The 14,400-nt window shown below is 56.1% G+C and carries 13 protein-coding genes and 1 other RNA gene; 2 read left to right on the plus strand and 12 right to left on the minus strand.

Annotation, left to right across the window (positions count from 1 at the left end; genetic code table 11):
- Positions 1–100: 100 nt before the first annotated feature.
- The 4 genes from ACTRXG_RS08915 to ACTRXG_RS08930 all read right to left on the minus strand — a co-directional run bounded on the left by ACTRXG_RS08915 (position 101) and on the right by ACTRXG_RS08930 (position 4,796).
- Positions 101–505 (minus strand): CoA-binding protein, encoded by a 405-nt coding sequence (locus ACTRXG_RS08915; RefSeq protein ID WP_322525042.1) that lies wholly within the window; start codon positions 503–505, stop codon positions 101–103.
- 36 nt (positions 506–541) lie between these two features.
- A complete protein-coding gene (locus ACTRXG_RS08920) occupies positions 542–2,080 on the minus strand; it encodes an ABC transporter permease/substrate-binding protein (RefSeq protein ID WP_474284695.1) in 1,539 nt (512 codons plus the stop codon).
- Positions 2,077–3,153: an ABC transporter ATP-binding protein gene (locus tag ACTRXG_RS08925; RefSeq protein ID WP_474284697.1), complete on the minus strand. Its 1,077-nt coding sequence runs from the start codon at positions 3,151–3,153 to the stop codon at positions 2,077–2,079. Before ACTRXG_RS08925 ends, ACTRXG_RS08920 begins: the two co-directional genes overlap by 4 nt.
- Positions 3,154–3,278: 125 nt before the next feature.
- Complete coding sequence (locus ACTRXG_RS08930) at positions 3,279–4,796, minus strand: carboxypeptidase M32 (protein ID WP_474284698.1); 1,518 nt, start codon at positions 4,794–4,796, stop codon at positions 3,279–3,281.
- An 86-nt stretch (positions 4,797–4,882) separates the two neighbouring features.
- Here ACTRXG_RS08930 and ACTRXG_RS08935 point away from each other — a divergent pair, with 86 nt between their 5' ends.
- Positions 4,883–5,188, plus strand: a complete 306-nt coding sequence (locus ACTRXG_RS08935) for a HesB/YadR/YfhF family protein (RefSeq protein WP_474284699.1) — start codon at positions 4,883–4,885, stop codon at positions 5,186–5,188.
- Here the strand turns inward: ACTRXG_RS08935 and ACTRXG_RS08940 are convergent.
- The 8 genes from ACTRXG_RS08940 to ACTRXG_RS08975 all read right to left on the minus strand — a co-directional run bounded on the left by ACTRXG_RS08940 (position 5,185) and on the right by ACTRXG_RS08975 (position 13,225).
- The gene (locus ACTRXG_RS08940) at positions 5,185–6,330 is read right to left on the minus strand and encodes a THUMP domain-containing class I SAM-dependent RNA methyltransferase (protein WP_474284700.1); all 1,146 of its coding nucleotides are present in this window, start codon (positions 6,328–6,330) and stop codon (positions 5,185–5,187) included. The genes ACTRXG_RS08935 and ACTRXG_RS08940 overlap by 4 nt on opposite strands.
- 93 nt (positions 6,331–6,423) lie before the next feature.
- An RNA gene (gene rnpB, locus ACTRXG_RS08945) (RNase P RNA component class B) lies at positions 6,424–6,807 on the minus strand.
- Positions 6,808–6,878: 71 nt separating this feature from the next.
- The gene (locus ACTRXG_RS08950) at positions 6,879–7,286 is read right to left on the minus strand and encodes a ribonuclease HI family protein (protein ID WP_474284701.1); all 408 of its coding nucleotides are present in this window, start codon (positions 7,284–7,286) and stop codon (positions 6,879–6,881) included.
- Between the two features lie 18 nt (positions 7,287–7,304).
- Complete coding sequence (gene gpsB / locus ACTRXG_RS08955; protein WP_474263388.1) at positions 7,305–7,697, minus strand: cell division regulator GpsB; 393 nt, start codon at positions 7,695–7,697, stop codon at positions 7,305–7,307.
- Between the two features lie 125 nt (positions 7,698–7,822).
- Positions 7,823–8,380, minus strand: a complete 558-nt coding sequence (locus tag ACTRXG_RS08960) for an SLOG family protein (RefSeq protein ID WP_474284702.1) — start codon at positions 8,378–8,380, stop codon at positions 7,823–7,825.
- Positions 8,377–9,624 carry a ribonuclease H-like domain-containing protein gene (locus ACTRXG_RS08965; protein ID WP_474284720.1) on the minus strand — a complete coding sequence of 416 codons (1,248 nt, stop codon included), beginning with the start codon at positions 9,622–9,624 and terminating at the stop codon, positions 8,377–8,379. The genes ACTRXG_RS08960 and ACTRXG_RS08965 overlap by 4 nt, the downstream gene beginning before the upstream one ends.
- Positions 9,614–11,923, minus strand: coding sequence for a DEAD/DEAH box helicase (locus ACTRXG_RS08970; RefSeq protein ID WP_474284703.1), 2,310 nt, complete (start codon positions 11,921–11,923; stop codon positions 9,614–9,616). The genes ACTRXG_RS08965 and ACTRXG_RS08970 overlap by 11 nt, the downstream gene beginning before the upstream one ends.
- Before the next feature lie 384 nt (positions 11,924–12,307).
- Positions 12,308–13,225: a chemotaxis protein gene (locus tag ACTRXG_RS08975; RefSeq protein WP_474284704.1), complete on the minus strand. Its 918-nt coding sequence runs from the start codon at positions 13,223–13,225 to the stop codon at positions 12,308–12,310.
- A gap of 139 nt (positions 13,226–13,364) precedes the next feature.
- On the opposite strand from ACTRXG_RS08975, the gene ACTRXG_RS08980 reads away from it, so the two are divergent.
- The gene (locus ACTRXG_RS08980; RefSeq protein ID WP_474284705.1) at positions 13,365–14,348 is read left to right on the plus strand and encodes a zinc-binding dehydrogenase; all 984 of its coding nucleotides are present in this window, start codon (positions 13,365–13,367) and stop codon (positions 14,346–14,348) included.
- The last annotated feature ends 52 nt before the right edge of the window (positions 14,349–14,400 follow it).

The following is a 14,400-nucleotide window of genomic DNA, read 5'->3' on the forward strand; positions in this document are numbered from 1 at the left end:
GGAACATATGTTTTGATTTTGGGGCCATCCCTTCTCCAGACAGGAAAACCTTGGCAGGATAGCCCCGCCAAGGTTGGATACTGTTCGGTATAATCGGTGCTTACGCGATCGCATGCTCCACTTTAATGCAGCGGTCCATGATCACCGTCATGCCTGCATTGGCCGCAATATCGTACGCTTCCTCGCTCACCAGGCCGAGCTGGGCCCAGAATACGTCTGCGTCCACCTGGGCTGCTTCCTCGGCCACGCCTTTGAGGAACTCGCTGCGGCGGAACACATTGACGATATCAATGTGGCCCTCAATGTCCTTCAGCGAGTCGACGGCCGGAATGTCAAAGACTTTTTCCACCGTCGGATTGACCGGAATAATCTCGTAGCCCGCTTCAAGCATGACTTTGCTGATCTGGTAGGACGTCCGGTACGGGTTATCCGACAGGCCGACGACCGCGATGCGTTTGCTTCGGTCGAGAATGGCCCGTATTTCTTGTCGTTCAGGGTTTTTCATTGGTGGTCCCTCCTTGAGATACGAATCTACTGCCTGTTAGTTGCTGCCAAGCAGGTTGTTTTCTTCGAGGTAGTCCCGGGCTACTTCCCGGTGGTCGGCGCCTTCATAGTCCACCTCGTAGTTCATTTCCTGCATTTCTTCATTGGTAATCTGGCCGCCGAGGCGGTTTAATGCTTCTTCGAGACCAGGGTTGTCATCCAGGGTTTCCTGCTTTAACAGCGGAGCCCCCTGGTACGGCGGAAATACATTTTCATCGTCTTCAAGTACGGTAAGCCCGTACTCTATGATATACGCATCGGTGGAGTAGGCGTCAATCAAATCGATCTGGCCTTCCTGCAGCGCATTGGAACGAAGGCCGGCGTCGAGGGTTTCCACTTCATCAAACTCGAAGCCGTAGGTGTCGACAATCGCGGGATAGCCGTCGGTCTGACGGTCGGCGAACTCAAAGGTAAACCCGGGCACAAGCTCATCGGTATGCGGCTCGAGATCGGAAATGGTTTCAATGCCAAGGCTGTCGGCTTCCTCTTCGCGGAGCGCCAGAGCATACGTATTGTTGTACTCCATCGGCTCGAGATAGGCGAGGTCGTCATCGGCAAGCAGGGTGCGCGCTTCCTCGTATACTTCTTCCCGGGTGCTTCCGGCCGGCACGCCCTGGTCATACAGGTTGGCAGTGACGGTGCCGGTGAACTCCGGATAAATATCAATATCGTCGGACTCCAGGGCGTTAAACGCAATGCTTGTGCTCCCTAGTCCGGCGTCCACGCTCGTATCAAGGTCGGTGTTTTCCTCAATCAGCAGCGAGTACATGTTGGCGAGAATTTCAGGTTCGGCCCCTTCCTTCCCGCCGATGACGAGCTCTTCCTGCTGGGTGGAGGCAAGCGCCGGAGTGATAACCACTAACAGCGCCACGCCGAGAACAATCGCCACGGGAGCAAGTGCTTTGCCCTGGGACGTTCGTTCCGTGATACGCAGCACCAGGTCAAAAAACAGAGCCAGCAGCGCGGCCGGAATGGCACCGAGCAGAATGTAGGCGTTGTCCGCCCGGTCGATGCCCGTCATGATGAAATCCCCGAGGCCTCCCGCACTGATCAGGGCTGCCAGGGTGGCGGTTCCGACAATCAGCACCATGGACGTCCGGATGCCGGCCATGATGACCGGCATGGCCATCGGCAGCTCAATTTTGCGCAGGCGCCGGAAGGAATTCATCCCCATGCCGGTGGCCGCTTCCACAAGGGCCGGATCCACGCCGGCAATGCCGGTGTAGGTGTTGCGCAGAATCGGAAGCAGCGCGTAGGCGGTCAGCGCGACCACGGCCGGCACGGTGCCGATCTGGTTAAGAATGAGAATCATGAACCCGAGCAAGGCCAGACTCGGAATGGTCTGAAGCACAGCGGCGATGCCGATGATCGGCTCGGCAATCGACTGGCGGCGGGTTAAGAGCACGCCGACCGGGACCGCAATAAAGGACGCGCACAGAAGCGAGATCAGACTCATGTTTACGTGTTCCCACACGAGGGTCCAGAACTGGCCCTGCTCGTTGGTAAACAGCTGATACGTGTTTTCGAGTAAGTTCATGCCTCCGTGTCACCTCCTGCGGATGCGAGTTTCGCTTTCTGTAGAAACTGCATCACGTCCTTGTAGCTGAGCGCCCCGACGAGCCGTCCTTCTTCGAGCACCGGCAGCGCTTCGGCGTCGGTGTCGTTGAACGTCTTGAGGGCGTCGTACAGCACGTGATCCGGGGAAATCACGGTTTTCTGGGAGGCGATGGAGTCGCCGTCCCGGCGGCCGAGAAACGTGTCGTTCTGGTCGAAGATATACAGCGGAGCCGGGTACAGCGGCATTTCGGGCATGTCGTGGACACTTGCGATGTACTGGCTGTCGCGGCCGCTCATGACCGAACGGACCGGGGTGTCCCATTCGTCCCGGCGATCCCCGATAAAGTCCCGCACAAAATCATTGGCCGGCTCATTTTTCAGCTCGCGCGGCGTGCCGACCTGGACGATGTCGCCGTCTTTCATGAGGCAGATCCGGTCGCCGAGGGCAAGTGCCTCGTCCATGTCGTGGGTGACGAAAACAATCGTTTTTTGAATGTTCTGCTGCAGAGCGCGGATGTCCTCCTGCAGCTGTTCCCGGCTCAGCGGGTCGAGGGCACTGAACGGCTCATCCATCAGGATAATGTCCGGATCCGCGGCGAGTGCCCGTATTACCCCGATCCGCTGCTGCTGGCCGCCGGAGAGCTCCGACGGTTTCCGGTTGCGGTATGTATCCGGGTCGAGGCCGACCATCTGCAGCAGTTCATCGACGCGTTCCTTGATCTCGTTTTTCTTCCAGCGCCGCATTTCCGGAACGACCGCAATATTTTCGGCAATGGTCATCGTCGGAAACAGCGCAATCTGCTGCAGCACGTACCCGACATTCCACCGCAGTTCATGGCGGTCCCACTCCCGAATGTCCTTGTCCTGGATGCGGATCGTGCCGGTGCTTGGTTCGATCAGCCGGTTGATCATTTTCAGCGTGGTCGTCTTGCCGCACCCGCTCGGGCCGATCAAGACGAAAAATTCCCCCTGCTCGACCGTGGCGTTAAAGTTTTGAACGGCCGCGTCGTCGGCACCGGCAAACGTCTTTGCAATGTCAGTGAATGTAATCATGCCAATCCCCCTCTAATGGTTCTGTTGCAAGGGACATCTAAATTATTAGAGTCTCTACTTTATTTCACAAAAGTGCATCCTTCAAACGTCCCGGGGCGGAACCCCCGCTGCATAGGGCAGCGGGATCAGGACCAGCGGTACAGGCTCTGATATTTATGGGACAGGTGGGCAAGCAGCGGCTCCGGGTTGGTCCCTTCCCCGGTCGCGGCTGCAATGATGTCGGCTGGCCGTTTCATCCGGCCGTGCTGGTGCACGTGTTCGGTCAGCCAGTGCCGGATTGGTGCGAGGTCACCACTTGTGATCAGATCATCGAACGCCGGCAGATCGCGCACCATGGCCTGCTGGAGCTGGGCCGCATAGATATAGCCGAGCGCATAGGACGGGAAGTAGCCAAAGGCACCGCCCGCCCAGTGTACGTCCTGGAGCACGCCTTCCGCGTGATTGGACGGTACGACGCCGAGGTACTGCTTCATTTTTTCGTTCCACGCTTCCGGCAGATCCTTCACCTGCAGGCTGCCTTCGATCAGGGCTTTTTCCAGCTCGTAGCGGAGAATGATATGCAGGGAATAGGTCATTTCATCGGCTTCAATCCGGATCAGGGACGGTTCGACGCTGTTGACGGCAAAGTAGAAATCGTCGAGGGCCACGTGCTGGAACTGGCCGCCGCTGAGCTCCTGAAGTTTGCCGTAGTTGTTTTCCCAGAAGGAGCGGGTCCGCGCCACGAAATTTTCCCAGAAGAGCGACTGCGATTCATGGATGCCCATCGATGCGCCGTCCGCCAGAATCGTTCCGGCCAGATCTGCGCCAAGGTTTTGCTCATACAGCGCATGGCCGCCTTCGTGGATGGTGCCGAAGACGGCGGTGCGGAAGTCGGATTCGTCGTATTTGGTGGTGACCCGCACGTCGTTTTGGTTCAGTCCGACCGCAAACGGATGCACGGTTTCATCCAGCCGTCCGGCATCAAAATCGTACGTCATCTGCCGGAGCACATGCTCGCTGAAGGCGCGCTGCCGGTCCTTCGGAAAAGGCGCATGCAGAAACGATGTGTCCGGCCGCACCGATGCTGCTTTTACTTGTTCCACGAGCGGCATCAGGCCGTCGCGGAGCCTGGAAAAGGTCGTATCCAGGGTGGAGACAGTCATGCCGGGCTCAAAGTCATGCAGAAGCGCGTTGTACGGGTGCCCGTTGTAGCCGAGGTAATCCGCGAACCGGCGCTGGTACGCGACGATTTCTTCGAGGTACGGGCGGAACCCTTCAAAGTCCCCGGACGCTTTCGCCTCTTCCCAGTACGATTCCGTTTTGGACGTAAGCGTCGTAAACGCCTGATACTCGTCGCGGGGCAGACGCTCCATCCGTTCCACCTCGGTGAGCGTTTCTTCCGCGGCTCTCCGGGCGACCGAAGACACCTGCTCGGCTGCCTCCGGCTCGAGCAGATACTGGCTCATTTCTTTCAAGCGTCCGAAGGTTTTCCGGGCAAACAGCTCGGTCGCAAGCGCCCCAACTACTTCGGAGCGCTCCTCCACCCCTTTTTTGGGTGCTCCGGTCCGTGCGTCCCATCCGAGCAGGCTGAGCGCCTGTTTGTAAGCGTCCAGGCTGCGCTGTTCGGTCAAAAAATCCCGTTCAATCTGTGCATAATCCGGCATAGTGATTCCTCCTTGTTATGAACTCTGTTTGGTGTGACTCTCTCCTTCATGATATAACAAAGAGTGGAAGGGAGCGAAAGATACGTATGCAAATGACGATTACTGAAGAAGCAGGCCGCCACTACAAGCAGGAAATGGACCTCGCCGACGGGGCGGCTGTACGCCTGTTTGTCCGTATCGGCGGCGTGGGTTCCGGCGGATTTTCCATCGGGGTGGAGCCCGGGGACCCATCCGGCACCAGTTACCGGACGGAAGCGGGCGGCCTGCGTTTTTTTGTGGAACCGCAGGACCAGTGGTACCTCGATGGCATGACGATCAGCTATCATCCGGCCATCGACTACCTTCATTTTGACAATCCCCGGCTCGGGGACACCGATCACCCGAACAATTAGGACGGGCGGGGCGGTCTCGGCCCCCAGTACTGGTAATAATCTGTTTTGATGTTGCCGTTGTAGAGCTTGCGCCGTTTGGTCGCCTGCCGGCCGAACAGGGATTCAAACTGTTCATGGGAGGTCAGCACGTAGTAGGACCAGGTCGGTGTATCCCGGGCAATGCGGCCGAGCGCCCGGTACATTTCCTCCACCTCTTCCATTTCCCCGATTCGTTCCCCGTACGGCGGATTGCTGATAACGGCGCCGTACTCGCCCTTGGGCTTAAAGTCCCGCGCCGCCATCTGCTTGAACGTGATCAGGCCGTACATGCCGGCTTCTTTGGCGTTTTCCTCCGCGACTTCGATGGCCTTCGGATTCAAATCGGTGCCGGTGATCATGAGCGGCTGGTCGTCGCGGATGAGGTCTTCGGCTTCCTGGCGCGCCGCCTCCCACTGCATGGCTTCGGCCCATGGCCACGTTTCGCTCACAAACGAGCGGTTCACGCCGGGGGCCATGTTCTGGCCGATCATGGCCGCTTCGATGGGAATCGTGCCCGACCCGCAGAATAAATCGACGAGCGGGCGGTCCGGATGCCAGTTGGCAAGCATAACCATTGCTGCCGCCAGCGTTTCCTTGAGTGGTGCCTGGGCGTGCGTCTCCCGGTAGCCGCGCTGGTTCAGGCCGGCCCCGGACGTATCGAGCGACAGCACGGCTTCGTCCTTATGCAGCGCCACCTCGAGCTTAAAAAGCGATCCGTTTTCCGGAAACCATTCGCTCTCGTAGGACTGCTTGAGCCGTTCCACCACGGCTTTTTTGACGATCGCCTGGCAGTCCGACACGCTGAACAGCGTGGATTTGACCGATCGGCCGCTGACGGGGAACTCGGCATTTTCGGGCAGGAACTGCTCCCACGGAAGGGCCTTCGTCTGTTCAAATAGTTCATCAAACGTTTCAGCGGTAAAAGCTCCAATCTTGATTTTCACCCGGCCGGCGGTCCTGAGCCACAGGTTGGCCCGGGCAATGCCTTCAGCGGGGGCTTCAAATTCCACCCGGCCGTTTTCGGTGCGCAGGTGCCGGTAGCCGAGCGCTTTGATTTCTTTGGCGACCAGGGCTTCAAGGCCCATCGTCGCCGTAGCGATTAATGTGTATGTTGGTTGGGTCATAGGTTCCTCCTTGGACGTAAAGGTCCGTTCATATCTACTAAAAAAACCCCTGAATTATACTCCAGGGGTTTTGCTTCAAGAAGCCGGGACCGTTCGTGTAAGCCATGTTCTGTTCCCTTGTGCTGCCAGCGGCTGTTCACCTTGCACTCGGGTGGTAATCATCTATCTGCAGAAAAAGTTCTGCCCTTTCGTTCCGTTGAATTTCTTCCGAAAGGCGCCCCTACCTAATTTTGGGTTTCTCGCTCGAGGGGTTTACCGCGTTCCACTCCGGCCGTTTCCAGCCGGACTACGTCACTGTGGCACTGTTCAGGGGACTCCAGCCATATCCGGACGGACACAGGCTGTTTCCCCGCCGTCAGCTCCGAAACGAAGCTGCTCTGACTTATGGTTTCGTCAGACACGAACACTACAGCCATCTCAGGCTGTGCGAGCATGGACTTTCCTCTGTATGGGTACATACAGCGATTACCTGAACGAATCCCGGCTCTTTATGGCCAGGTGCAATTATATCGGTTCCGGGCAGAAGAAGCAAGCAAAGAAACTGGGAATCAGCAGCGATCGGTCTTGCCCGAAGCGAGCACGGCCTGTCTGGCCAGCCGGTCAGCCGCGCGGTTGTCCCGGGAGGGCACCCATTTGAGAAAACAAAGGGGCAGCTCCTCTTCGGCACGGAGGATTTTGGATAAATACGGCTGATAAAGCTTTCGTTTCACAAACCGCTTTTCCACCGACGCATTCACAAGCTGCGAATCGGTCCGGATCGAGGCCGAATACCAGCCGCGCTCGCGGCAGAGCTCATACGCCTGCACGCACGCTTCAAATTCCGCTTCGTTGTTGGTGAGGCAGCCGAGCGGGCGGGAAAATTCCTCCACGCTGCCGTCATCGTGCTTCACAAATATGCCGATACCGGAAGGCCCGGGCTGTCCGGCGCTCGCTCCGTCAATATGAATCGTCCGCATATGCCCGCGTCCCCGCCTTTAATCGTATAGTTTCTTGCCGAATACTTCTTTTTCGAGGTTCGAGAGCCGTTTTAAAATATCGTAATTGGTTGTCCCAGCCGCCGGTTCGGCTGCGGTGGTGTTCGAAGCGGTGTCCGTACTGCCGGCGCCGCTTTCGGACCGGGTGGAGGTCGACGACGTCACGGTTCGCTGGTAGCGGGAATCTCCTTCCGGCGATGCGGCGGTCCGCTGCTCCGGCGAGCGGTTCAGCTGGTCTTCGAGCTCGCGCACTTTCTGTTCGAACCGTTCATAATCCTGAATAATAATGTCCAAAAATTGGTCGACTTCGTCTTTGTTGTAGCCTTTGACACTGTTTTTAAAATCTTTGTCTAAAATGTCTTTGGCAGATAACTGTGTCTGTTCCATCAGCAAGGACCACCTCTGCTTTATTTGTATGATACATTCGCGGCCGCCGGCACCTGCCGGGCGGATAACCGCGTATTTATCTGTTTATATTCTTTCAGAATACATAAAAAAAGTCAATTTCCTTCCCGGGACTATCCGTCCCACTCCCGTTCCGCTTCCTCGCGCACTGTTTCCTCAAGGTCCTCCGGCACGATGGTATAGACCGGGTAATGATCGCTCTCCTGCCGTCGTTCGGCGGAGGCAAGCATATACCTGGGCACGCCCTCCTGCTCCTCGTCATACAAAATCAGAAGAGCGTCCGTATGGGAAATAATAAAGTCGTTTTTTACCTTCAGCTGCGACGGATTGACATACGGGCGCTTGGAAATCGCGTCCACGTAGTCTGCGCTCTGCTTCAGCTCCGCGTAAGCGGTGCGGACGTGCTCCGGCCAGATGGAGTCCTGTTCAAGAAACGGCTCAAGCACGGCGAGCTGAATATGGTCATACTCCTCCCGTAAGCTGTTCCATGCTTCAGCCGCCCACCATTCCACGCCGGGCTGCCCGGAAATAATCAGCCATTCGCTTCCCTCTTCAATCAGCGCCCGCAGCCGCTTTTCGAGCGTTTTTCGGATGTAGGCAATCTCCGGGGCGTCGTCTTTGAAGATGCCGAGCTCTGCCGGCTTGTACCCGGTCGCTGCGAGCCGCCTCAAGACGTCCGCCCCCGTTTGCCCATCAGCCGCTCAAGCCGTTTGTGCAGGTCCGCCTGCTGCCCGGCCGGAAGCGTGATCCCTGCCCGTTCGGCCTTGCTCTGGACCCCTGCAGCGTACAACAGCGCCCGCTCGGGGTTTTTCGCCTGGTGCTCTTCCCATTTGGCAAGCTCCACGCCGGCCTCAAGCGTATACCGCGAATCCTCGTTGCGCTCCCAGACCTTTTCAAACCAGGGAATGGCTTCGGCCTGCCGCTGCTGTTTCTTTAAATTGACGCCGTAGCGGTGCATTGTTTCGCCGTCCTCTTCCCCGCTTTCGACCATTGCGGTGTAGTGCTGGGCGCTTTTCGTCCATTCCTTCTGCTGATCAAACCATTTGGCGACGGCAAGCGATTGTTTTTCACTTGTACCGTCAGCGAGAATTCGTTTGGAAATATCAATATAAAGCGTGATCAGTGACAAAATATCCTGCTCGTTATGCTCCATGATGCCGGTCACAAACTCGGGAAGCCCTTCGTTCACGTAGTCAAAGTACAGCATCGGCGCGAGGTAGCCCGGGGTGTCGTCGTGGCGGACAAATCCGAGAATATCCCGCTCCACCACGCTCAGCCGGCACGATTCCAGCCGGTCAGCAAACAGGCGCCGGCTCGCATGCAGAAGATCAAAGTGGCCGAAGGCCGGAAGCTTCGGCACCTGGTTGCGCAAGAGGGTATGCCGGGTCTGCACCTGCGGCCAGTCAAACGATTTGCCGTTGTAGGTGACCAGGTTTTCCGCCGAATAGCATTCGGTTAAAAAATAGTGATAAAGTGCGACTTCGTGCTCCGGCCCGGGGAGAAAGTACTGTGACACCTCGACCCGGTCCGCGTACACCCGGGCACCGCCAAGCAGGAAGATGGTGGTGCCGGTCCCCCCTTTCAGCCCGGTCGTCTCGGTATCGAAAAACAGCAGGTCCTCCGGCCTCCGGTTCTCCGGGTGCAGCGGATGAAACGCGGCTTCCTCCTTCCAGCGGTCAAACACGGTAAACAGCTCGTCAAACGAGGCGCTGCCGTGGATATAGTCAAGCGGATACGTCACGGTCCGTTTTAAAATCGTTTCCCCGTCGTAATGCTTCGGCACCGCGCCAAAAGCTTCCCATTCGTCGAGGTGCAAAATCCCTCCCTCCTCCCCCTTTTTTTCTTCGGTAGGAGCGGGAGCAGAAGGGGCTTCCTCCTGCAAATGCGTTTTCATTCGTTTGAGTTTATTTTTCATGCTCACGGTCGGTACTCACCTCCTGTTCGGCCTGAAGCCGGTGAATGAATGCGAGCACGGTCGCTTTCGTGTTTCCGCTCAGCATAATATCCGACCCGATGCAGGACGGGCAGCCGTCCTGGCACGGACAGGCCTCAATCAACGAGGCGCAGTCGCCCAGCACGTCGGGCAGGTCGGTGAAAATGGTGGAGGACAGCCCGACGCCGCCCGGATAGCGGTCGTATAAAAAGATAGTCGGCTGCTCCGAATGGGTCGCCTTCATCTGCGGTACCACGTGAATGTCGGACGGGTCGCACATGACCCGGACGGGCGCCGTGTGCCGGAGCACATTCGCAAGCCCCATCATCGCCTGCTCCAGCGTGTCGCGCCCAAACTCCTGGGTATCTTCGGGAAAATGGAGCCAGCAGGCATTTGTATGCAGCTCCTCCTCCGGCAGGTGCACGGTTCCAGAGCCGATGTTTTCAAACGTCGCCAGCTTGATTTTTTTAAAGATGGTCACCTTGGCGTGCACCATCACATCCCCGAAGCCGGCGTGGTACGACGGATAGTCGGACGTTTTATCCTCTTCGAGCACCTTCAGCTCGACGGCCATGTTGGCATCGGTGTAGTAGTCGACCCGTACCTCCTCCACATACGCTTTTTTTTCGTCCCAATCCAGATAAATGACCTGGTACTGCACGCCCTGGTGAATGTAAATGGCTTCGTCATGCAGCAGAGTCATGGCGCTGAAGCGGTCCATCTGTCCGATCACCTTGGACGCGGACGGCACCGTCTGGTCGATGATGACGACGTTTTCCTGCGAAGCTGAGCGCAGGCTGATGCCGTGCGCCGGAAACGCATCGCTCATCCAGTACCATTTGGAGCCCCGGTGGTGCACGACGTTTTCCTCCGACAGGTACTCAAGTACATCGTTTACCTCAACGCCGCCGAATGTGTCGTCGTCCCGGAATGGCAGTTCAAAGGCGGCACATTTCACATGGTCGACGAGAATGATCAGATTATCGGGATGGATGCGCGCGGTTTCCGGGTTTTTCTCCAAAAAGTAATCGGAATGCTGGATCATGTACTGGTCGATCGGGTTGGAGCTTGCGATCATGACGATCAGCGACTCCGACTGGCGCCGTCCCGCACGCCCGGCCTGCTGCCAGGCACTTGCAATCGAGCCCGGATAGCCGGACATGATGCACACCTGCAGCTGCCCGATGTCGACGCCAAGCTCGAGGGCGTTGGTGGAAATCACGCCCATAATATCGCCGGAACGCAGCCCTTCCTCAATAGCCCGCCGCTGGTTGGGCAGGTAGCCGCCGCGGTAGCCGGTCACGAGGCTCTGCTGGCCGGTCTGCTTGCTGTTCAAATGCTGCAGATGACTTAAAATGACCTCCACCATTACCCGGCTCTTCGTAAATACAATGGTCTGGACGTGCTGCTCGAGAAACGTATTGGCGAGCCGGTTAACTTCCGAAAGGACCCCTTTTCGGATATTCATCGCTTCGTTAATGACCGGCGGGTTATAAAACACGAAATGCTTTTTCCCCTGCGGTGCTCCGTTGTTGTCCACAAGCTCAAAGGGCTGTTCGGTAAGGGTCTCGGCGAGCTCACGGGGATTGGCGATCGTTGCGGAGGTCGTGATAAAGGTCGGCTCTGCCCCGTAGTAGCGGGCAATGCGCAGCAGCCGGCGCAGGACGTTCGCCACGTGGCTCCCGAATACGCCGCGGTACGTATGAATCTCGTCAATCACGATATAGCGCAGGTGCTCAAACAGCGACACCCATTTGGTATGATGCGGAAGAATGGCTGAGTGCAGCATGTCCGGGTTGGTCATGACGATATGGCCGGCGCGCCGGATTGACTGCCGGATGGTCGGCGGCGTATCTCCGTCATACGTGTAGCTGTTGATGGAGGCCCCGATCTCCTCGATAAATTCATTGATTTCGCTTTTCTGGTCCTGGGCGAGCGCCTTGGTCGGAAACAGATACAGAGCGCGTGCTTCCGGCTCGTCCATGATCGTCTGCAGCACCGGGAGGTTATAGCACAGGGTTTTCCCGGAGGCGGTCGGCGTAATGGTGACGACATTGGCCTTGCGTCCGTAAGCTGCTTCAAACGCGGAATGCTGATGGGTATACAGCGAGTCGATGCCGCGGGCGGCAAGACCGGCGCGCAGGCGCTCATGCAGCTGTTCCGGGAAGGCCGCTGTTTTGGGCGGCCGTGCCTCCACGGTATGCCAGAATTCTATATTGGGCGCAATGGACGTGTCAGTTTTCATCCACTGCATTAATTCCTGTAGGGATTGTTTTTTCATGGTTGCTCACCTCAGCATATTCCCATTATAGCGAATGTATGTTTGTTTTTCTATCCCGGCTGTTTTTGTTGTTATAACACAGAAAAGGCTTCCCGCAACGGTATGCGGGAAGCCTTGTCGGGACGTGAGCGTTATTTAGTGTTGGTGTGATAGTCATTAATCATGTCGAGAATCGTCTGATTTTCCTCTTCCGGGGTATAACGGTCTTCTTTCGATCTTGTGAAATGACGCATCCTAAAATCGCTCCTTTTCGTTAATGTTGTTATAATGTAATTCAAATTATATACCGTTGTTATAATACAGTCAACGGTTATTTATTAATTTTTTTGAATTTTTTATAAAAAAAGCCCCTCTGCTTGATCGCAGAGAGGCTCTATCGACGGTTCAGCGGGCGGCAGCAGCGCGGATGCAGCTGTCGATTGTTTTTACCAGTGTATTAATTTCGGGCTTGCTCACCTGGGCATCGGCTCCGACTTTTTCCCCTTTGTGAAACAAATCCGCGGTAATCAGAGAGGAAAAGATAATGACCGGAAGGCTGCGGAGGCTTTCATGGTCCTTGATTTTTTTTGTCAGATGATGGCCGTCCATCTGCGGCATTTCAATGTCTGTAATGACGAGATCCGGCAGGTTTGCCGCGGCATCTTCTGTCAGTAATTCTTCCAGATACTCGTACGCTTCCCGTCCGTTTTCAAAGGATCGGTGCTGCTTATAGCCGGCTTCTGCGAGTGTATCGACAATCAGATGCTTGAGCACCGGCGAGTCCTCCGCAATTAATACGGTCGTGTTTTCCCGGTCCGGCCTGTACGACGGCAGATGCTGGTCAAATAGGGTGTCCGGGGAAATGTCGCTGATGATTTTTTCGTAATCAAGCAGAAAGACCATGGCGTGCTCCATTTTCACAATACCGATGGAGCGTGCTTCGAGTCCCTGGGACAGGGCATTGGGCTTTTCAATATCCTCCCAGCTGATACGGTGAATACGGGATACTTCTTCGACATGAAACGCTACCTTCACCTGATTCAGCTCGGCGATAATGTATTTGTCATGCCGGACGTCGTCCGCCCCGTCGTGATGGAGCACTTTTTTTAAGTCGATCACCGGGATCACTTCATTGCGCAGCCGGACAATTCCTTTGACGTGCTCGTGATGGTTGGGCACGGGAGTAACCTCCACCTGATGAATGATTTCGCGCACCTTTAACACATTGATGCCGAATTGACTGCTTCCGACGGAAAAAAGAACAATTTCGAGCTCATTCGTCCCGGATTCTAATAAAATATTTTTTTCGCTTGCTAAGGACATGCCATTTCCCCTCCTGGTCTCTTTACTTTATATATCGGCCCCTCCCATCAGGTATTAAAGGCATCCAGTCAGGAGTTTTTATTTTTAGATGTTTTTGGCTCGTACGCGGAAGGTATAGGAGTGACAGGAGGCTGATAGAATGAAAGCACTTGTGATAAATGAAGCCGGAGACCCCGGCCAGTTAAAGGAAGCAGACATCGACATGCCGGAGCCGGAAGCTCATGAGCTCCGCATTAAAGTACATGCTGTGGGCTTAAACCCGGTCGATTATAAATTAATGGCGTCCCCTCTACCGGAATGGTCTTTTCCTCATGTTTTGGGACTGGACGTGTCCGGGGTGATCGATGAAGTCGGCGCGGACGTAACCGATTGGTCAGTCGGAGATGAAGTGTATTATCACGGAAATATGACGAAAGACGGCGGATTTGCTGAATTTACCACCACCCGGACGGATGTGGTTTCATCTGTGCCGAAAGGCTTGACGCATGTGGAGGCCGCGTCAATGCCAACGGCCGGCTTTACGGCCTACCAGTCGCTGTACCGGAAGGCCCCGCTCCGTCCCGGACAGACGATCATGATTCAGGCCGGATCCGGCGGTGTCGGCAGCTTTGCAGTCCAACTCGCCAAGCATCTCGGCCTTGCGGTCATTTCCACCTGCTCGAGCGAAAATGCGGACTATGTTAAAGATCTGGGCGCCGATCATGTGGTGGACTACCGCAGTGAGAATGTGGTGGAGGAAGTACACAAATGGACGGACGGCCGCGGCGTCGATGTGGTACTTGATCTGGTCGGACAACAAACAGCTACCGAAGCACTGGATTATCTTGCCTTCAACGGTCATTTGATTGCTGTTGTGGCATGGCCGGATCTTTCCCACTACGTAGCAAAAACGCTCGCCCCTTCGATTCATGAAGTGGCGCTTGGATTTGTCTATCGTTCCGATGACGAAGCGCAAATTAAAGATCTCGGGTTCATTGCCCGGGAACTCGGAGAACTGGCTTCCCAGGGAAAGGTGAAGCCTTCCGTAAGCCGGACCATCAGCTTCAGTGAGATTCCGGATGCGTTAAAAGATATGCAGGATGGTCACACACGCGGAAAAATCGTGGCATCGTTCGAGGCATAAAATGTTCCAGGGCCCTTTCTCTTATCAGAAAGGGCTTCTTTTTTAGTAATTT

The organism is Marinococcus sp. LNSP9103-4 (assembly GCF_056034345.1).